Genomic DNA, 19,408 nt, shown 5'->3' with positions numbered 1-19,408 from the left:
CCGGTCAGGAGGGAACGTTGAGCGAGCAGCTGCACCCGATGGGCCCGCATCATCTGCCCTTCTACATTGTTGCGCCCGGTGAGACCGACTGGCTGATGGTGGCGACCGGGCTGATCTTGATCGGCGCAGTTTTCAGCGTCGGGCTGCTTTATTTGTATCTGCACAGCCTGCCCGAGCGCATGGCTCACAAGACGCAGAAGTTGCAGTTCGAGGTTGTGGCAGTGCTGGGCTTGATCGCGCTGTTCACGCACGAGCATCTCTACTGGATTGCAGCGTTGGTGCTTGCGATGATCGAGCTTCCGGATTTCGGGACGCCCTTGCGCAGCATTGCAGGATCGGTCGAACGGATCGCGGACGGTGCGTCGCCGAGCGGCGACGATCGGGTAACCGTCGGTGATACGCCTTCGACGGAGACGCGGCCCCAAGAGCTGCATCCGGCGGCATCCGGCAGCAAGGTACCCAGCCATGCTTGAGCTTGCCATCTGCTCACTCTTGACGATTCTTCCGGACTATCTCTACCGCCGCTTCGCGCAGGGCAAGCGGTTCGGCAAAGAGATCACGCTCTTCTCCGTCTGGTACGAGCTCAGATGGGGCATCACCGGCTGCCTGATGCTGACGGTGGCGCTGATCACGAGCGTCTTCTTCTTCCATCCGGCGACCCGGAACGCGGCGCTGTTGTTCCGGACCGTCCCGATCCTGCCCGAGGGCTCGGGGCGCGTGGTCGAAGTCAATTTCGGCTACAGCGCGGCAGTGAAGAAGGGCGACGTTCTGTTCACGCTGGACAGTTCGAAGCAGAAAGCCGCGCTCGAAACCGCCACGCGCAAGGTCGCGGAAATCGATGCCTCACTGGAGACCGCGAAGTCCGACGTGGTCAAGGCTGAAGCGCAGCTCGGGGAAGCAAAGGCCAACTATCAGCAGGCAAAGGACGAACTGGACGTCAAGATCGAGCTGCAGCGCCGGAATCCCGGCATCGTGCCGCAGCGCGATATCGAGAAGCTGCAGGTTATAGTCGATCAGCGGCAGGCGGGAATTGACGCGGCGAGGGCCACGTTGCAGTCGGCGGCCTTGCGAGTCTCGACGCTCCTGCCAGCGGAGAAGGCGAGCGCTCAAGCCGCGCGGGCTGAGGCTCAGGTTGACCTGGACAAGACCTTCGTTCGCGCCGGCGTCGACGGACGCGTTGAACAATTCCTCATTCGCGCCGGCGATGTGGTCAATCAGTTGATGCGGCCGGCCGGTATCCTCATTCCCGAGGGCGCCGGTCAGGCCAAGCTGCAAGCCGGGTTCGACCAGATCGAGTCCGGCATCATGCGGGAGGGGATGGTCGCCGAGGCGACCTGCATCTCGAAGCCATGGGTGATCGTCCCTCTGGTGGTGACGTCCGTTCAGGATTACATCGCAGCGGGGCAGTTCCGGTCCGGCGAGCAACTCATCGAGGCGCAGAACCTCGCCAAGCCCGGTACCATTCTCGTGTTCCTCGAACCGCTTTACAAAGGCGGTCTCGACGGGGTGACGGCCGGCAGCAGCTGCATCGTCAATGCCTACACCAGCAATCACGACGAGATCGTCGACCCCAAGACGTCGACCGGCCGCAAGATCGCACTCCATGTCATCGACGGCATCGGGTTCGTGCATGCCTTGCTGCTGCGCATCCAGGCTTTGCTGCTGCCGTTCAAGACGCTGGTGTTCGGGGGCGGTCACGGATGAGGAACAGATGCATGTATGATGTGAGAGCCCCGGTCGCGGGAGTAGCGCTATCGCTCGGCGCCTTGTTCGCATCAGCCGGCGGCGCGGGGGCGGTCGAGCTGAACGGCGCCTGGGCGAGCAGCGCGGATCAATGCGACAAGGTGTTCACCCGCGAAGGCGGGAGGATCGGCTTCACGGACATGTCCGAAGTCTACGGCGGCGGCTTCATCGTCGATGGCAGGCAACTGATCGGAAAGTTCGCGCGGTGCACGGTCAAGGCACGGAAAGACGACGGTCCAAATGTCAACCTGGTCGCGTCCTGCGCAACGGACATTATGCTGTCCAGTGTTCAGTTCAGCCTGAAGCAGCTCGACGCGAACAGCATCGCCCGGCTGTTTCCGGGGATGGCGGACATGGAGATCATTTATCATCGCTGCCCGTTCAACTGAGCAAGCGGTCGCGTAGGCTTGATGCATGTCAAGCAACTGCGTGCGCGCAGGCGTCAAGTGCCGTTCATCCCCGGGAGGATAGACATGACATCCAACAGATGTGTTCACAGGACGATCTACGCGATGCTCGGAGCAGCGACGGTTGTGGTCGCTCCCGGCGTCCAGGCGCACGCGGACGACCCGGCCAGGATTCTCAAGTCGATGTCGGACCATCTCGCCGGTCAGAAGACGCTGTCCGCGTCCTTCGACAGCGACATCGAGATCATCACGCCAGAACTCCAGAAGATCCAGTTCGCGAGCTCCGGCGAGATCAAGATGAGCCGCCCGGACAAGCTCCGGGTCAGGCGCACCGGCGGTTATGCCGATGTCGAGCTGGTCTATGACGGCAAGCTGATTTCGATCTATGGCAACAATGCCAAGAGCTATGTTCAGGCAGACGCGCCCGGGACCATCGACAAGATGATCGACGCGCTTCAGGCGCGTTCCGGCATCGGGATGCCGGGCGCCGACCTGCTGCTCTCCAATGCGTTCGACGAGTTGATGGCCACCGTCATCGAGGGCAAGCATATCGGGCAGGGTGTCGTCGATGGCGTCGAGTGCGAGCATCTTGCGTTCCGCACGCCGGACACGGACTGGCAGATCTGGATCGAGGCCGGCGCCAAGCCCGTGCCGCACAAATACGTCATCACCAGCAAGACACTCGCCGGGGCGCCGCAATACACGCTCCGGATCAAGGATTGGAAGGCTGACGCTCTGAACGCCGATGTCTTCGCATTCGTTGCGCCGGCGGGCGCCACCAAGGTCGATCTGGAGGGTGCCGCAATTGCAGAGTTCGACGAGCTTCCCCCTGGTACACCGACAGGAGCAAAGAAATGATCGCGCTTCGAAAAGTCATCGTGTTTGCCGCAGGGGTAACCGCCTTCAGCGCCGGATTGTCCTCGAATGAAACAAATGGCCTCATCGAAGGAAGCTTCTTTGCCGAGGCCCAGGCGAGGGTCGGGCGCCCCTTGACTCCCATGAGCTATGCCGGTGTTGCCCGGAGAACCACACGCCGCGCGGTCGCCGTAGGAGCGGCGGGAGCTGCCGGTGCCTACTACGGCTCATCCTGCGTTCAGGTCGTCGATGCCTATGGCCGGGTCGTGACGCGCTGCTGACAAGACCCGCCAGGGCGAGACGCTTCTTCCGTGCGGCCGTGCTCGGATTGTGCTTTGATGAGAGCCGTTCGATCATTGTGGCCGCCGAAAGAGAGCATGAGCGGACGTGTCCCCAGTGCTGCAGGCGCCTCGTCCGGCCGGGCCGCGTGTCTCGCCGCTTGCCTGGTCGCCTTTCTGGTCGTCGTCTCCGCGCCGGCGATGGGTGCCGAGCGTAGCACGCCCAAACGGATCTTGTTGCTGCATTCTTTCGGGCGAGACTTTCGCCCATGGAGCGAGTATGCGCTGAGCATCAAGGCCGCGCTGGAGCAGCAGGCGCAGTGGCCGCTCGATGTCCAGGAGCACACCCTGCTGACGGCACGGTTCAACAATCCCGGGCCTGAGGAGCCGTTCGTCAACTATCTCCGCTCCCTTTACGCGGGCGTCCCCCCAGATGTTGTTGTTAGCATCGGGGCGCCGGCTGCACGATTTGTCCAGAAATATCGCGATCAGCTTTTTCCCGATACGCCGATGGTTCTGACCGCGGTCGAAGAGCGGCTGGTGAACCGCTCGGACTTGACCGACAACGACACCGTGATCTCCGTCCGGAACAACTTCACGGCTGCGTTCAACGGTGTCCTCAAGGTCCTGCCGGAGACGAAGACGATCGCTGTCGTGATCGGCGCCTCTCGCCTGGAAAAGTTCTGGCTCGACGAGATCAAGCGCGAGACGGCACCTTTCGAAGGGCGCGTGGCCTTCGTCTGGTACAATGAACTGTCGTTCGACGAGATTCTGAAGAGAGCATCGGTGCTTCCGCCGCACACGGTTCTGTTCTGGGGCTTGATGTCGGTCGACGGGGCCGGCATTGTCCATGAAAGCGATCTTGCCCTGCGCAGTCTTCGCGCCGTCGCCAATGCTCCGATATTTTCTTATCAGGAGCCGTTTTTCAACGGCTATACGGTCGGCGGCCCGATGCATTCGATCGGCGCGACCACCACGAAGACGGTCGAAGCCGTGATCCGCATCCTGGCCGGCGAGAGACCAGGCACGATGAAGTTCGAGCCCCTCCAGTTCGGGCCTCCGAAATACGATTGGCGTGAAATGCAGCGCTGGGGCATCAGCGAGAGCGACCTTCCCACTGGAAGCGAAGTACTGTTTCGGCAGGCGGGCCTTTGGGAGACGTACCGCTGGCAGATCGCAATGCTCGCCACCGTCATCCTGATCCAGGCGGGTCTGATCGGCGGCCTGCTTTACGAGCGACGCCGGCGGCTCGTGGCCGAGGTCGAGTCCCGGCAGCGTCTTGCGGAGCTGGCCCACGTCAACCGATACGCGGCGGCAGGCGAGCTGACCACGTCGATTGCCCACGAGCTGAATCAGCCGTTGGGGTCGATCCTGACGAACACCGAGACGGCGGAGCTGATGTTGAAGAGCGAGTCGCCCAATCTGGTGGAAATCGGAGAAATTCTCGCTGATATCCGGCGCGACGACCAGCGGGCCAGCGAGGTGATCCGCAGGCTGCGCAGCATCCTGAAGAAGACGCCGTTCGAGATCGCCAATATCGACCTCAACGACACGGTGGGCGAGGCAATCAGGCTGATGTCCGCCGTCAGCGATGGGCGCCGAATTGCCCTGAAATTTGCGCCATCCGCCAGCGTGCTGCGGGTCAAGGGCGATCCCATTCAGCTTCAGCAGGTCATTCTCAATCTGATCATCAACGCGATCGACGCGATCTCGCAGGCCGGTACGACGGAGCGGGAGATCCATGTGGCAACGGCCCAGTCCGATGCGTTTGCGGAGATCCGGATCGGCGACAGCGGGCCGGGGATCGCTCCCGCAGACGTGAAGAATATCTTCAACCCGTTCTTCAGCACCAAGCCGCAAGGCATGGGCATGGGCCTTGCCATCGTCAGGACCATCGTTGAAGCCCACGGCGGCAACATCGCTGCCGAGAACCGGCCATCGCGCGGTGCGCTGTTCACGATCAGGCTGCCCATCGTGCATTGACCGTCGGTCGCCGAACTGTCGACGGGCGCATCGCAGCAAATCGCCTGCGCGGGGTTTCTTTGATCTTTGTCAACGAAGGCCGGCTTGGCGCGCCGATGCTGACACTTGCCTCGACGATGGAGGATGCGATGTTTCGTAGCGGCAAGACCCTGATTGCGCTCATGATGCTTATGGCGACACCCGTCGCAACGTTCGCGCAGACGTCCGACAAGCCAGCGGCACCGGCGATGCAACCGGCGAGCCCGGCCGCGCCGTCCGCGGAACTGCTGAAGCCCGAGCAGCTCGAGGCGCTCGTGGCACCGATCGCGCTTTACCCGGACGATCTGCTCGCAAACGTGCTGGCCGCCTCCACCTACCCACTGGAGGTGGTCCAGGCAGACCGATGGCTCAAGGAGCGCAAGTCGCTGAAGGGCGATGCATTGAAGACCGAGGTCGACAAGCAGCCCTGGGATGACAGTGTCAAGGCGCTCACGAGCACTGCGGACGTTCTCGCCATGATGAGCGACAAGATCGATTGGACCAAGAATCTGGGCGATGCGTTCCTCGCCCAGCAGCCGGACGTGATGGACGCGATCCAGCGCCTGCGCACCAAGGCCTACGACAACAAGAAGCTTGCTACGACGAAGCAGCAGAAGGTCAGCGTTCAAACCCAGGAGAACAAGCAAGTCGTCGTGATTCAGTCGGCGGATCCCGAAGCGATCTACGTGCCGTATTATGATCCGGCAACGGTCTACGGAACGTGGCCTTACGCAGAATATCCTCCCTACTACTTCGGATATCCGTCGTATATCGGCGCCGGCGTAATCGCCGCGGGTCTCGCGTTCGGTACGGCCTGGGCGATCGGACGCTGGGGCAATTATTGGGGAGGCGGCTGCAATTGGGGCAACCGCAACGTCTACGTCAATCACCGGGCCACCAACATCAACGCCGGCTGGCAGCACAATCCGACACATCGTCAGGGCGTGCGCTACAACAATGCCAACGTGTCGCAGCGTTTTGGCAACAACAATATCAAGGCCGGCGCGTCGGACCGCATGGATTTCCGCGGCCGTGATGGCAATCAGGTGCTGCGTCCTAGTCAGGGTGCTGGCGATCGCGCGGGTGACCGTGCGGGCGATCGCGGCGATCGTCAGGGAGCAGGGGATCGCGCCGGTGCCGGTGCGCGAGATCGTCCGGGCGGCGGCGATCGCGCGGGCGCAAGCGATCGTGCCAAAGGTGCCGGCGATCGTGCCAAAGGTGGCGGCGATCGCGCCAAGGCGGCGAACCGCGCCGGTGGCGGTGCGGCAAACCGCGGCGGTGGTGGCAATCGTGGCGGCGCGATGAACGTCTCGTCCGGGCGGTCGGCGGCCGCGGCGTCGGCCCGCGGTCGGTCCAGCATGGCGAGCATGCCGCGCGGCGGTGGCGGACCGAGCATGGCCGGCCGTGGTGGCGGCGGAATGTCGATGGGGGGTGGCGGCGGCTTCCGCGGCGGAGGAGGCGGCCGCGGTGGTGGCGGCGGCCGGCGCTCCGATGTGGCGCTGAAGCATGATGTCGTCCTGCTCGGCCATCTCGGCAATGGGCTCGGCTACTATCGCTTCAGCTATATCGGCAGCGACAAGGCTTATGTCGGCGTCATGGCGCAGGAGGTCGAGCAAATCATGCCGAACGCCGTCATGCGCGGCAGCGACGGGTATCTGCGGGTCCATTACGAGAAGCTCGGCCTGAAATTCCGCACCTACCGCGACTGGCTCGCCGCCGGCGCGACGATCCCGGCGGAGGTAACGCCATGATCGGTCTGAAATCATGTCGTCGCGCTGTCTTGCCGAGCGTCATGGCGCTCGCGCTGATGTGCACCGCGAGCCTGGCTCAGCAATCCTACCGGACGCCTGAGGAAGCGGGGTCCGCGCTCGCCGAGGCGGTCAAGAGCGGTCCGCGTGAGATCATGAAGGTCCTCGGCAGATCGGCGGCCGACATCGTCTCGTCCGGAGACGAGGTCGCCGATGCCGATATCCGTGCACGCTTCGTCTCCATGTATGACTCCAAGCATGCGATCAAGGCGGAGGGCAACAAGAAGGCCACGCTGATGCTCGGACCCGAGGACTTCCCGTTCCCGATTCCACTCGTCAACACCAGAACGGGCTGGGAGTTCGACACCGACGAGGGACGCATCGAGGTGCTTCGTCGCCGTATCGGCCGCAACGAGCTCGATGCGATCCAGACTTGTCTCGCCTATGTCGATGCCCAGAACGAATATGCCGACAAGGATCGCGGCGAGGGCGCAGGCGTCTACGCGCAACGCATTGTCTCTACGGCCGGCAAGAAGGATGGGTTGTTCTGGTGGGACGACAGCGACCCGAGCCCGCTTGGCGCGCTGGCGGCACAGGCCTCAGCCGAAGGCTACAAGGCTGGTGAGAGACCGGCGCCGTATCACGGCTATTACTTCCGTATCCTCAAAGGGCAGGGGTCCGATGCGCCGGGCGGCGCGCTCAACTACGTGGTCAAGGGCAAGATGATCGGCGGCTTCGCGTTGATCGCCTGGCCCGCGGAGTACGGAAATTCCGGCGTCATGACCTTCCTGGTCAATCACGCCGGCACCGTCTACCAGAAGGACCTCGGCAGGCGGACGGAGTTCGTCGCGCGGCGCATCACGCTGTTCGATCCCGACCAGACCTGGAAGAAAGTCGATGCTGCCAAGCCGTGACCACATGCGCCCTGCACGGCGGGCGTTCGTCATTCGCCTGGCGGCGCTGGCGCTCCTGGCAATTTCAGTGCCGGTGACGCCGTCGCTTGCCCAAGCGTCCGGCCAGGTGCGGGTCAAGATCGTGAAGGCGGGTCTGCTGGTCGGTGGTGGCGCCGGCAGCGGCGTTCTGACCTATCGTGGCCGCGACTATCCGTTCCGCATGACTGGCGTCAGCCTGGGCATCACCGCTGGTGCGACGGTCGGCCGGCTCGATGGTTGGGCGTCAGGAATTCGCCACATCGGCGACTTCGCCGGCACCTACAGTTCCGTCGGTGGCGGCGCCGCGCTGGTCGGCGGCGTCAATGGCGTCCATCTCCGGAACGACAAGGGCGTCACGATGGTGCTGCAGGGACCAAAGGCCGGGGTGGAATTCGCCGCCAATCTCAGCCACATCACGATCTCGCTGAGATGACGGGCGCGCATCGCAGCCCGGCAATCGTCATGTCTTGTTTCGATCGGTCGTCCGACGGGTGATCTGCGCCAGCTCAGGGGGCGACTATTGCGCGCCGTGCGTTCGCCGCACCGGAACTGGCCTGAATCAACCGGCTTGTGGAAACGTGAGCGATCCTATAATTCCTACGGGAGCGACCGTCGAACAAGTTCAATTGCATGATCCCCTTGCTTCTCATGCAGTCACGATCGCAGGCGCGCACTTGAAGCAATGTGGCGCGTCCGCGACATCGCGGCAGGTGAAAAGCGGCACCTCACGTGTGATCAGTTGGTCTATCCTCGGAAAGCAAGCTGGTTCTCCAGGCTGTTGCTCTCGCCAAGCGAGGAAGCCAGTCACGTCGCGCCTGCCGGAAGACCCCGGGATACTGTCCGCGTTTCGCTCGCGCTCTTCCTGATATCGCTGGGCGCCATCGCCGTCGTGTGGTGGTGGTTGGGGACGCCAGTCCATCTGGTGCGCGCACCCATCGATCCAAACGACAAGGTCCAGTGCATCTCATACGCTCCATTCCGCAACCATCAGACGTCACTTTCGCCTGCGACGCAGGTATCGCGTGAGCAGATCGCGGAGGATCTTGCCCAGCTGGCGGAGATAACCGACTGCATCCGTACCTATGCGAACGATCTTGGTCTCGACCAGATCCCCGAACTTGCGGCCAGAGCGGGGCTGAAGGTCATCCAGGGCATTTTCCTCGACAAGGACAAGCAGAAGAACCGAACGCAGATTTCGACGGCGATACGCCTCGCCAGGGAATATCCCGAGACCGTGATCGCGCTCGTGGTCGGAAACGAGACGCTGCTGCGCAAGGACATAACTGTATCCGATCTCGCCGACACGATCCGCTCGGTGAAGGCGCAGGTCAGTGTCCCCGTGACCTATGCCGACGTCTGGGAATTCTGGCTGAGCAATCGTGAGCTCTATGACGTCGTCGATTTCGTCACGATTCATATCCTGCCATATTGGGAGAACGTGCCAATCCCGGCGGAATCCGCCGCCACGCACGCCGACGCAATACGCCGACAGATCGCGGCGGCTTTTCCGGGCAAGGAAATCCTGATCGGAGAAATAGGTTGGCCGAGCCAGGGACGGATGCGGGAATCGGCGTTGCCGTCCCCTGTCAATCAGGCCCGGGTGGTCTCGGAGGTCCTCGACCTTGCCCGACGCGAGCATTTTCGCGTCAACCTGTTCGAGGCCTATGACGAATCCTGGAAGCGGGAGATCGAGGGCACGGTCGGCGGATCATGGGGCCTGTTCGGAGGCGAGGAACGCGTGCTCAAATATCCTGCCGGCATCCCCGTCAGCAACTATCCGCTCTGGAAGCTGCAGATGTGCAGTGGAATTGCGCTGGCGACGCTGGTCTTCGGCGCGGCGTGGTTGACCTCGCGTCGTAAGCCCGGGCGCGCTGGCCTGGCTTCATGGTTTGGGGTCGCAATATCGGCGACGACAGCCGGAATCCTGTTTGGCGTGGCCGCCCAGAAGGTGTTCTTTGAAAGTATCGGAATGGGTGGCTGGCTCCTGTGGAGCTCTCTGCTGGTGGCCGCCACGGTTTCGCCGGTGCTCGGTGCCAACGCCCTGATATCGGGGCGCCCACTGCCCAGTTGCCAGGAATTGCTCGGCCCCAAAGGCTACCGGACGGAGTCGATGCTCGTGACCATGCACGGGTTGGCCCTGATCGGAACGGCCGTAATCGGTACGGCCACTGCGCTCGGGCTTGTGTTCGACCCGCGCTTTATCGACTTTCCTTTTGCGGCTCTCACCATGGCGGCGTTACCTCTCGCGGCCGTGACGCTGCTCAATCCGCCCGGGAAGGGAAGCCGTCCTGTGGCGGAGACGTTGTTTGCGGGCGTGTTTGTCGGAGCGGCGGTCTATGTAGGGTTCAACGAAGGGCCGGCGAACTGGCAGGCGATGTGGACTTGCGCCGCCTATCTCCTGCTTGCCGCGACGCTGTGGCGGGTGCGCGCCTCTTGATCGCCATCAAGGTCGCCTCGGAGCCGGAGCACGCGATCCGATCTGCGTCAGTAAACGAAAGCCGGAGTTTCGAGCAGGTGGTCATTCACCAGCACGACGCCCGGGATCGCCTCGGCCGCGACGCGGATGGCTGTGCGTTCGGCCGCAGATGGCGCGAAGCCCCAGATGTCGATGATGCCGTTCTGGACGGTTGCGTTCAGGTTGAACGTATGCGCCCAAGGCTGCTTCTTGATTTCTTCAAGGAATCTCTTCCTGATGGTCGAATCGGAAAGTGAAATCTCCAGCTTCGGCCGGGCGCTCGCGATCGCCTGCAGCAGATTGGCCCGGCTGACGATTCCGACGAGCTGATCCTGCTTGTTGACGATCGGCACACGCTTGATCTGACGCTCCTCGAGCAGCATGGCGATGTCGCTCAGCGGCGTTTCGGGGGTGGCAGTCACGACCTCGCGGGTCATGATATCCTCGACCTTGATCGCGTGCGACTTGACGTAGTCAGTCGCCATCTGCGCGTCGCCGGTCAGGAGGCGAAGCCACCAGGCATAGTGCCGCTCGGTGCCGGATTCGGTTCGATGCATCAGGTCGCCTTCGGTCACGATCCCGAGGATCTTGTTGTCGGCATCGACGACCGGCACTGCGCTGATGCGGCGCTCGAGCAGGATCTTGGCGACTTCGCGGACGGTTGCATTTGCGCCGACGGTCACCACCGGGGCGATCATCACGTCGTGTGCTTGCATGGCAGGCCTCCGTGTTGGTTGCTGGCATCTTGCCGCGTTTCGGGCCAACCGGATTGATCGGGATCAAGGAGCGGCCGGACCGCTTGATTTGCGTCAACGGGATCATCGGGAAACGCGAGATAAGGGTATCATTCGAGTAATGGAGCAATGACATGTCTCTTGCCAGCGTCATGGTCTACGTCGATTCCGAGCAGCAGGACGAAGGGCAGATTGCCGTCGCCGAGGCGGTCGCGAGCGGCTTTGAGGCCGCCTTGCTCGGCGTCTCGGCCGTCGCAATAGAGCCTCCGTTCGTCGCCGAAGGCGTGATCATCGAACAGACCACCGAGGAGGATCTCAAGCGCATACGCGCAACGCTGTCGGACAAGGAGGCGTGGTTCAGGCGCATCGTTCGCCTGCCGAGTGAAAAGGTGGAATGGCGCTGGACGATCGGTCTTCCGACCGAGTTCCTGGTCGAGCAGTCCAGGGCGGCGGACCTCGTCGTGGTGAGGCGCAGTCGGCTGAAGCCGAACTACTCCCGTCACCTCGATGCGGCGGGAGCCATGTTGCGGCTGGGCCGTCCGATCCTCTCGGTGCCGGACGGCGTCACCCGATTGACGGGCGATCGGATCGTGATCGGCTGGAAGGATGCCCGGGAGTCGCGCTTGGCCGTTCGGGACGCGCTGCCGTTTCTGACCCGCGCTTCGCAGGTCACGGTCGCCGAAATCTGCACGTCGAGCGAACAGGATGCGGCGCGAGACCGGGTGCGGGACGTGACCAGATATCTTCAGCGTCACGGCGTGAGCTGCCAGCACGAGGTGCGCGTGCATACGGCGGAGCCTGACGCGGGCTACCTCGTTCGGCTGGCCGCCGATGTCGGCGCCGACCTCATCGTGACCGGAGGGTATGGGCACAGCCGGTTGGGCGAGTGGGTTTTCGGCGGCATGACGCAGAGCCTTCTAGAGCACGCTCCGGTCTGCCTGTTGATGTCGCACTGACGTCCACGTCACAGGAGAGTGTGCAAATGGACAAGGATGGTCGAGCGGCGAAGAAGAGCGTGGCGAAGCGAAAGGCGGAAGTGCCCGGACCTGATCGCGACGCGCCGGTCGACGCACCGGTCCTGGAGACCAGGCCGGCCGACCGCGCGATCAAGGATGCCCTCGAGGACGACGAGGTGCGTCAGGCGCTTGGCGTACGTCGCAGGGACAAGCGCCCCTGAAGCATGATCCCGAGAAGCGCGCGACGGTTTTCCCGCGCGACAAACGCGGAACGGGTTTGCGCGGAGATCATGCTCAAACAGTAACCCAAGGCGCGGTGACGTCTCGTCCTGAACTCATCGCGCTTAACCCGCAGCCCGCCGGCCTTCCCCGCTGTCGCGCTCTGCGGCACGGACGATCTCGATGGTCCGCAACACGCTCGACGGATTCACGCTGATCGAGTCGATCCCGAGCTCAGCCAGATACTGCGCGATCTCCGGATAGTTGGCGGGAGCCTCGCCACAGATGCCGACGTGGCGTCGGTTGCGCTTGGCGCCAAGCACGGCCATCGACAGCATTTGCAGCATGCCGGGATCGCGCTCGTCGAAGTCGAAGGCGACGATCTCGGAGTCCCGGTCGACGCCAAGCGTCAGCTGGGTGAGATCATTGGAGCCGATGGAGAATCCGTCGAACAACTGCGCGAACTGGTCGATCAGGATGACGTTATTCGGGATCTCGCACATCATGAATATTTCCAGGCCGCCCTCGCCTCGCTTGAGGCCATGAGTTGCCATGGCTGCAATGACCTTGCGCGCTTCCTCGACACGCCGGCAGAACGGAATCATGATTTTGAGATTGGTAAGGCCCATCGCCTCGCGCACCCGCTTCATCGCAGCGCATTCCAGCGCAAATCCTTGCGCATAGGCGGGGTGCGCGTAGCGTGCGGCGCCCCGAAAGCCGAGCATCGGGTTCTCCTCGCGAGGTTCGAAATCGGCGCCGCCGAGAAGGTTCGCATATTCATTGGTCTTGAAATCGGAGAGGCGCACGATCACCGGCCGGGGATAGAACGCGGCCGCGATGGTGCCGACGCCCTCCGAAAGCCGCTCCACGAAGAACTCGGACGGCTGCTTGTGGCGTGCGGTCAGCAGCTTGATCTTCCGCCGGTCCCGCACTGAGGTCACCTTGTCGGGGCAGGCGAGCGCCATCGGATGGATTCCGATATGCTGGTTGATGATGAATTCCATACGCGCAAGGCCAACGCCATCGCTCGGCAGGGATGCGGTCTTGAACGCGACCTCGGGATTGCCGAGGTTCACCATGATTTCGGTGCGCGGCTTCTGCACGCTTTCGATGGCGGTCCGTTCGACCTCGTATGGCAGGGTCCCCTCGAAGACGTGACCGATGTCACCTTCCGCGCAGGACACCGTCACGGCCGCGCCCGTCTTGGCTCTCTTGCTGAAACCGCCTGTTCCGACCACCGCGGGCACGCCGAGCTCGCGTGCGATGATGGCGGCATGGCAGGTCCGGCCGCCATGATCGGTCACGATCGCGGCGGCGAGCTTCATGACGGGCTCCCAGTCCGGACGCGTAGCCGTCGCGACAAGCACCTCGCCGGGGCGGAATTTCTGGAGATCCCGGTCGTTCCTGATCAGCCGGATGCGCCCTGCCGCGATCTTTTCCCCGACGGCGCGGCCTTCGGCCAGCGCCGTCCCGGGTGATTTCAGGACATAGCTCTCGAGCGCCTCTGGCTTCCGCCGGGAGGCGACCGTCTCGGGCCGGGCCTGGATGATGTAGAGCGAACCGTCCTTGCCGTCCTTGGCCCATTCCACGTCCATCGGGGTCGGCTTGCCGGACTTTTGCGAGTAATGCTTCTCGACGAGCATCGCGCATTCGGCCAGCGTCAGGACCTCGTTGTCATTGATGCAGAATTGCTGGCGCTCGCTCGCCGGCGTTGCAACGTTCCTTGTTGCATTGTGTCCGCGGCCGTAGACCATCCGCTTTGCCTTGGATCCCAGGCGGCGCGACAGAACCGCGCGGAAGCCGGCGTTGAAGGTCGGCTTGTGAACGTAGAATTCATCGGGATCGACGACGCCCTGCACGATATTTTCACCGAGTCCGTAGACGCCGGTCACGAATACGACGTCGCGAAACCCGGTCTCGGTATCGAGCGTGAAGGTGACGCCGCTTGCCGCGATATCCGAGCGGACCATCTTCATCACGGCAACCGACAGCGCGACCTTGAAGTGATCGAAACCATTGTCGATCCGATAGGAGATCGCACGATCCGTGAACAGTGAAGCAAAGCAGCGGCGGCAGGCCTCTATCAGCCCGTCTGCGCCCCGGATGTTGAGAAAGCTGTCGTGCTGACCGGCAAAGCTTGCGGTCGGAAGGTCCTCGGCCGTGGCCGAGCTGCGGACCGCGACCGCGACGTTGCGTCCGTATTCCTGCTCCAGCTGCCGATACGCCTGTCTGACCTGATGGCGCAGATCCTCCCGGTCGGTCGCCGCGTAAACGATCGCGCGCGCGGCGGCGGCGCGGCGGGCAAGATCGGCGATCCGCCGCTTGTCCAGCCCGGCGAGGAGCCGGCCGAGCTTGTCCCATGCGCCCGCCTCGGTCAGGGCGTCCCGATACGCGGCCGCGGTCAGCGCAAAACCGTTCGGGACCTTGACGCCCTCCGGCGTCAGCGCCGAATACAATTCGCCCAGGGATGCGGTCTTGCCTCCGACCAGCGGCACGTCGGCAAGACGTATGTCCCTGAACCAGCGAATGTAGCTCGATGCGTCCATCGCGCATTCTCCCGCGCTGCAGAATGGGTCTGAATGGCGACGACTTTCGCGCATCTCCGCGCCGTCGGTTTGCGCAAGATCAAGTGCGCAGCACATGCCGGCTTTAGCTGTGAACATTGATGATGATCGAACCAGACCAGAACGGCTCTTCGCGGGCGAAGTCGCGATTTTGGCAGAGCGCCTCCGGCTTCTGGCGGGGAGCATCGGCCTGGCGCGTATGGCTGCTATGCGGGCTGTTGGTGATGGTCGTCGTCCTCCAGCTCTACGTGCAATTTCGCTTCAACTACTGGAACCGCGACTTCTTCGATGCGCTGGAGAGCCGCGATCCTGCGTGGCTGAGAGGGCAGGCGTTCCTGCTCGTCCCCTTGTGTATCGGGAGCATCACGCTCGCCGTGACGTCGGTCTGGGGCCGCATGACCGTGCAGAGACAATGGCGGGAATGGCTGACCGGCAAGGTGATCGACTATTGGGTGGAGGATGACCGTTACGCCCGCCTCGCGGCTGTGCAGAGCGAGCAGCAGATTCCCGAATACCGGATCGCCGAGGATGTCAGGATCGCGACGGACGCGCCGATCGACTTGGCGCTCGGACTGGTGTCCGCGTTGCTCAGCGCGGTCATTTTCATTCAGGTCCTCTGGACGGTCGGTGGCGGCATCGCGATCCCCGTGGGAAGTCATTCCGTCCGGATTCCGGGCTACCTTGTCTTGGGTGTGGCGCTCTATTCCGGCATCGTGACCACTGCGATGATGACGGTCGGGGCGCCGCTGACCCGGCTGGTTCAGATCAAGAACCAGGCGGAGGCGGAGTTGATCACGGCGGCACACCAGCTCCGCGATATCGGGGAGGGTATCGCGCCGCAAGAACAACGGCCGGAAGTCTGCCGTGACCTTCGCAGCACTCTCAGAACCACCATGGACCAGTGGCGCCGCCTGTGCTGGCAATTGATGCGGACGACGATCGTGTCGCACGGCAACTCGCTTCTGGCACCGATCATCGGGCTGGTGCTGTGCGCGCCGAAATTTCTCTCCGGGGCCATGACACTGGGCGAGCTCACACAAGCCGCCGCGGCCTTCACGCTGGTGCAGGCCTCGTTCAACTGGATTGTCGACAATTATGGGCGTATTGCCGATTGGATGTCGTCGCTGGAACGGGTCGGCAGTCTCCTGCTGTCGCTCGACCGCCTCAACCGGGACATGCCGCCGCAGCAGGCAGAGTCCCCGGCGCTTCCGACCGGCTCGGTCAAATTGCCGTAGAGAGAATGACCTGCTCGGCGAGACGCTTGATGTCGTCGGGCCGGCAGAGTTCTGTGCCGGGATTGAGCAGGGCGGCGGCGCCGGCGGCGACCGCCTGTCGAAAGCAGTGTTCGAGGCTCGCTCCAGATGCCAGCCCGTAGACCAGCGCGCCGAGAAAACTGTCGCCCGCGCCGACGGCGCCGACGGGCACGATCGCGAGAGGTTTGGCGCGCCACACGCGGTCGCTCGTCACCAGCGCGGCGCCGAGATGTCCCATCGTGAGGGCGACCATCGCCGCTTTACCGCTGCGCACCAGCGTTCCGGCAGCAGCTTCCCATTCGGCGGAATCAGACGGCTCCTGGCCGACCAGCTCGCGCATCTCCCGCAGGTTCGGCTTGACCAGCTCGACCCCTTCCGCCACCGCGGCAACGAGGGCCTGCCCCGAGGTATCAAGGATCATCTTGGCGCCGCGCTGTTTGACGATCCTCGCGACCCTTGCATAGAAGTCGTCGGGCACCCCTGCCGGCAGGCTTCCGCTGGCAACCACGAAGCCGGGAAACGGCTGCAGCGCCGACAGCAGGGCAAGGCATCTCTGCCATTCGTCCTCAGCAAGAGGCGGCCCTGGCAGGATGAAGCGATAGGGCTGGCCCGTGCCGATCTCGCGGACGAAGAAGTCTTGCCGGGTCTCGCCGGCGATCGGAAAGGTCAGGCTTTCGACGCCCTCCTTGTCCAGCAATTGACGCAGCAGGTCTCCCGTCAGTCCGCCCACCGGATAGAGCGCGGTGGCATTGCCGCCGAGGCGCTTGACCACGCGCGCAACGTTGATGCCACCGCCGCCGGGATCGCGGCGCTGCCCGATGCCGCGCAGCTTGGCGACAGGAACGATCCTGTCCACCGATGTCGACACGTCGACCGCCGGATTGGGCGTGATCGTGAGGATCGCGCTCATCGGCTCAGCTGGAGACCGTGGAGGCGGCCATCGCGCCGGGCGTTGCCGTCACGTTGTCGAGCCCCGCACGGCCTGCGGCAACCTGCGACCGTCGCGACGACCGAATGAGATCGGAATACCAGTGCGCCGACGCCTTCGGGGTTCGCTTCTGCGTGGCAAAATCCACATGCACGAGACCGAAGCGTTGCGAATATCCCGATGCCCACTCGAAATTGTCGAGCAGCGACCACACGAAATAGCCCTTGACGTTGGCTCCGGCCCGGATCGCTTCCTGCATTGCCGTCGTATAGGCGTCGAGATAGGCAATTCGTGCGGTGTCCTGAACACGGCCGCTATCGTCCGGCTTGTCGTCCGCGGCGGTTCCGTTCTCCAGCACGTAGATCGGCAGCCGGAAGCGCCGATGGATGTCCAGCAACGTATCGCGGAACGCGTCGGGAATGATGGGCCAGCCGATTGTGGTGCGGCGTACGCCATCAGGCGGTGCACCGAAGCCAGCGCCGATCGGATTGCTGTCGGCCTTGATGTAGTGCGGCGAATAGTGGTTGAGCCCGAACCAGTCGACCGGCCGTGCGATCTGCGCCATGTCACCGGGCTTGACGTAAGGCTCGATGGCCTCGGCAAGCTCCGGAGGATAGTAGGCAAAGTGCTGCGGATACGGGAATGCGTCATTCCAGTACGGCGCAAGGCGCTGCGTCGCCGCAACGTCCTCCTCCCGCGTGGTGGCGGGATAACAGGGCTGGCGGTTGTGAATGGCACCGAGCGATGCATCCGTCACCGATTGCCGGAGCACGTCGATGGCACGGCCGTGACTCAGGTTGACGTGGTGAATGGCTCGGTGCAAAGCGCCCCTGTTGGCAATGCCGGGCGCGTTCCAGCCGAGACCGTATCCGAACAACGTGAATACGCATGGCTCGTTGAAGGTGGCGAACCGCTTGACCCGGTCGCCGAAGCGTTGGGCCGCCAGCGCGGCATAGTCGGCGAACCATCCTGCGATGTCCCGGTTCTGCCAGCCGCCAAGATCCTGCAGCGCCTGCGGCAGATCCCAGTGATAGAGACAGACCCAGGGTTCTATGCCGGCAGTCAGAAGTGCATCGACGAGCCTGTCGTAGAAATCGAGGCCCGCCTCGTTCGCAGCCCCGCGACCGCGAGGCAGGATGCGCGGCCACGAGATCGAGAATCGGTAGGCGCCGACGCCGATATCGCGCATCGTGCCGATGTCTTCACGGTAGCGGTGATAATGATCGCAGGCGATATCGCCGGTATCGCCATTCTTGATGCGGCCTTTCTGCCGGCAATAGCTGTCCCATATGCTGTCGCCGCGCCCATCCACGTGGGAGGCGCCCTCGATCTGGAAGCTCGAGGTCGAGACGCCCCACAGAAATGAATCCGCAGCCGGCACGCGCGTCTGAGGTGAAGGAGCGGCTCCGTCTGTCATTGTCATGTGCCTGCCTTGCGATGGCGCAGTTCAGATTGTGTTAGGTCCACAATGCTGCTCTTTGCCGATCACCGCTTGACCGAGATCAACCGCCGGGCAAGCGACGGGCGAGTGGAGCGGGGGCTAGCGCGGCGGGCCGGCTCTCAAGGTTTCGAGGTACGCCACGATCTCCTCGATCTGGTACTCCGCGAGCCGCGGGTTCGGCATGGCCTGGTCAGGTCCGAGCCTGCGGTGGCCTGATGCCAGGAACTGCCTGATGTCATCGGTGGAGAACGAGGGGCGATTGACGATCTCCATGAGGCTCGGCGCCGGGGGGCGCGACGCGGGCGATTCCCTGGCGGCATCCTCGACGATATGGCAGGTTCCGCAGGAGGCGTGGGCCAGCGCCCGGCCTTCGGTGACCTGATCGACGAACAATTGGTTGGTGACAGGCGGGCGCACCGGTACCTGGATTGTGATCGAGGCGTAGCCGCTGGCCCGATGACAGCTGTTGCATTCGTTCGTGAGGGCCGAATAAGCCTTGGTGAAGGCAGGCACGTTTTTCTGTTGGATCGCCTCGCGTGCGGCTTGCAGCTGATCCTTTGCAGGAGCGATCCGCGATGGATCGGGCAAGAGCTTGCCCGTCGCTTCGAGATTGGCCTCGATCCGTTGGATTTCGTAGCTCGCCAGACCCCAGTTGCTGAGCTTCCCCGCAAACCAGAGCTTGGCATGCTGGAGCTGAAGCCGGGTCATGAGATCGGAGAGCGCGGCAGAGACGTCGACCGACGTCGTTGCGGCCGGCGCTCCGGCGCTCGGCGCCGCGACCGTCGCAAGGATCGCGGCCATGAACAATGCTTGCAGGCGCATGCCCCAATGTCCAGATTTGACCGCAGCATGGCACTCGATCGCGGCCGGGCGGTTGATTTCGATCAAGACCCC

18 protein-coding genes are annotated in these 19,408 nt (G+C 63.5%); 13 read left to right on the top strand and 5 right to left on the bottom strand.

Annotated features, from left to right (window positions below):
* The first annotated feature begins 17 nt into the window (after window positions 1-17).
* The 10 genes from ACM42_RS23325 to ACM42_RS23280 all read left to right on the top strand — a co-directional run bounded on the left by ACM42_RS23325 (window position 18) and on the right by ACM42_RS23280 (window position 10,401).
* The gene (locus ACM42_RS23325; protein WP_271530129.1) at window positions 18-473 is read left to right on the top strand and encodes a hypothetical protein; all 456 of its coding nucleotides are present in this window, start codon (window positions 18-20) and stop codon (window positions 471-473) included.
* Window positions 466-1,704: an HlyD family secretion protein gene (locus tag ACM42_RS23320; protein ID WP_271530128.1), complete on the top strand. Its 1,239-nt coding sequence runs from the start codon at window positions 466-468 to the stop codon at window positions 1,702-1,704. Before ACM42_RS23325 ends, ACM42_RS23320 begins: the two co-directional genes overlap by 8 nt.
* 11 nt (window positions 1,705-1,715) lie before the next feature.
* Complete coding sequence (locus ACM42_RS23315) at window positions 1,716-2,132, top strand: hypothetical protein (RefSeq protein ID WP_271530127.1); 417 nt, start codon at window positions 1,716-1,718, stop codon at window positions 2,130-2,132.
* An 84-nt stretch (window positions 2,133-2,216) separates the two neighbouring features.
* Window positions 2,217-3,008: a DUF2092 domain-containing protein gene (locus ACM42_RS23310; RefSeq protein WP_271530126.1), complete on the top strand. Its 792-nt coding sequence runs from the start codon at window positions 2,217-2,219 to the stop codon at window positions 3,006-3,008.
* Window positions 3,005-3,286, top strand: coding sequence for a hypothetical protein (locus ACM42_RS23305; RefSeq protein ID WP_271530125.1), 282 nt, complete (start codon window positions 3,005-3,007; stop codon window positions 3,284-3,286). The genes ACM42_RS23310 and ACM42_RS23305 overlap by 4 nt, the downstream gene beginning before the upstream one ends.
* Before the next feature lie 96 nt (window positions 3,287-3,382).
* A complete protein-coding gene (locus tag ACM42_RS23300; RefSeq protein ID WP_271530124.1) occupies window positions 3,383-5,266 on the top strand; it encodes a sensor histidine kinase in 1,884 nt (627 codons plus the stop codon).
* Between the two features lie 128 nt (window positions 5,267-5,394).
* Window positions 5,395-7,035, top strand: a complete 1,641-nt coding sequence (locus ACM42_RS23295; RefSeq protein WP_271530271.1) for a DUF3300 domain-containing protein — start codon at window positions 5,395-5,397, stop codon at window positions 7,033-7,035.
* On the top strand, window positions 7,032-7,946 hold the full coding sequence (locus ACM42_RS23290; protein ID WP_271530123.1) for a DUF2950 domain-containing protein: 915 nt from the start codon (window positions 7,032-7,034) through the stop codon (window positions 7,944-7,946). The genes ACM42_RS23295 and ACM42_RS23290 overlap by 4 nt, the downstream gene beginning before the upstream one ends.
* Complete coding sequence (locus ACM42_RS23285; protein WP_271530122.1) at window positions 7,930-8,397, top strand: hypothetical protein; 468 nt, start codon at window positions 7,930-7,932, stop codon at window positions 8,395-8,397. The genes ACM42_RS23290 and ACM42_RS23285 overlap by 17 nt, the downstream gene beginning before the upstream one ends.
* 438 nt (window positions 8,398-8,835) lie before the next feature.
* A complete protein-coding gene (locus ACM42_RS23280; RefSeq protein ID WP_271530270.1) occupies window positions 8,836-10,401 on the top strand; it encodes a glycoside hydrolase family 17 protein in 1,566 nt (521 codons plus the stop codon).
* A gap of 47 nt (window positions 10,402-10,448) precedes the next feature.
* Here ACM42_RS23280 and ACM42_RS23275 read toward each other — a convergent pair whose 3' ends face one another.
* Window positions 10,449-11,135 (bottom strand): CBS domain-containing protein, encoded by a 687-nt coding sequence (locus ACM42_RS23275; RefSeq protein WP_271530121.1) that lies wholly within the window; start codon window positions 11,133-11,135, stop codon window positions 10,449-10,451.
* 152 nt (window positions 11,136-11,287) lie between these two features.
* On the opposite strand from ACM42_RS23275, the gene ACM42_RS23270 reads away from it, so the two are divergent.
* Both ACM42_RS23270 and ACM42_RS23265 read left to right on the top strand, forming a co-directional pair.
* Window positions 11,288-12,109, top strand: a complete 822-nt coding sequence (locus ACM42_RS23270) for a universal stress protein (protein WP_271530120.1) — start codon at window positions 11,288-11,290, stop codon at window positions 12,107-12,109.
* A 26-nt stretch (window positions 12,110-12,135) separates the two neighbouring features.
* Window positions 12,136-12,330 (top strand): hypothetical protein, encoded by a 195-nt coding sequence (locus ACM42_RS23265; RefSeq protein WP_271530119.1) that lies wholly within the window; start codon window positions 12,136-12,138, stop codon window positions 12,328-12,330.
* 123 nt (window positions 12,331-12,453) lie between these two features.
* Here the strand turns inward: ACM42_RS23265 and ppsA are convergent, their stop codons facing one another.
* Complete coding sequence (gene ppsA / locus ACM42_RS23260) at window positions 12,454-14,874, bottom strand: phosphoenolpyruvate synthase (protein WP_271530118.1); 2,421 nt, start codon at window positions 14,872-14,874, stop codon at window positions 12,454-12,456.
* Between the two features lie 122 nt (window positions 14,875-14,996).
* Between ppsA and ACM42_RS23255 the strand changes: the two genes are divergently transcribed.
* Window positions 14,997-16,127 (top strand): SbmA/BacA-like family transporter, encoded by a 1,131-nt coding sequence (locus ACM42_RS23255; protein WP_271530269.1) that lies wholly within the window; start codon window positions 14,997-14,999, stop codon window positions 16,125-16,127.
* Here the strand turns inward: ACM42_RS23255 and ACM42_RS23250 are convergent.
* The 3 genes from ACM42_RS23250 to ACM42_RS23240 form a co-directional block, all read right to left on the bottom strand.
* Window positions 16,114-17,055: a 1-phosphofructokinase family hexose kinase gene (locus ACM42_RS23250; RefSeq protein ID WP_271530117.1), complete on the bottom strand. Its 942-nt coding sequence runs from the start codon at window positions 17,053-17,055 to the stop codon at window positions 16,114-16,116. The genes ACM42_RS23255 and ACM42_RS23250 overlap by 14 nt on opposite strands.
* Window positions 17,056-17,059: 4 nt before the next feature.
* Complete coding sequence (locus ACM42_RS23245; RefSeq protein WP_442868943.1) at window positions 17,060-18,490, bottom strand: GH1 family beta-glucosidase; 1,431 nt, start codon at window positions 18,488-18,490, stop codon at window positions 17,060-17,062.
* A 123-nt stretch (window positions 18,491-18,613) separates the two neighbouring features.
* Window positions 18,614-19,336, bottom strand: a complete 723-nt coding sequence (locus ACM42_RS23240) for a c-type cytochrome (protein WP_271530115.1) — start codon at window positions 19,334-19,336, stop codon at window positions 18,614-18,616.
* Window positions 19,337-19,408: the final 72 nt, after the last annotated feature.

Origin of the sequence: Bradyrhizobium sp. CCBAU 25338 (assembly GCF_028128965.1) — a bacterium.
In the GTDB taxonomy this organism is placed as follows: domain Bacteria; phylum Pseudomonadota; class Alphaproteobacteria; order Rhizobiales; family Xanthobacteraceae; genus Bradyrhizobium; species Bradyrhizobium liaoningense.
The sequence above is the reverse complement of the archived record's forward strand: the minus strand, read 5'-3'. Positions and strand labels throughout refer to the sequence as shown.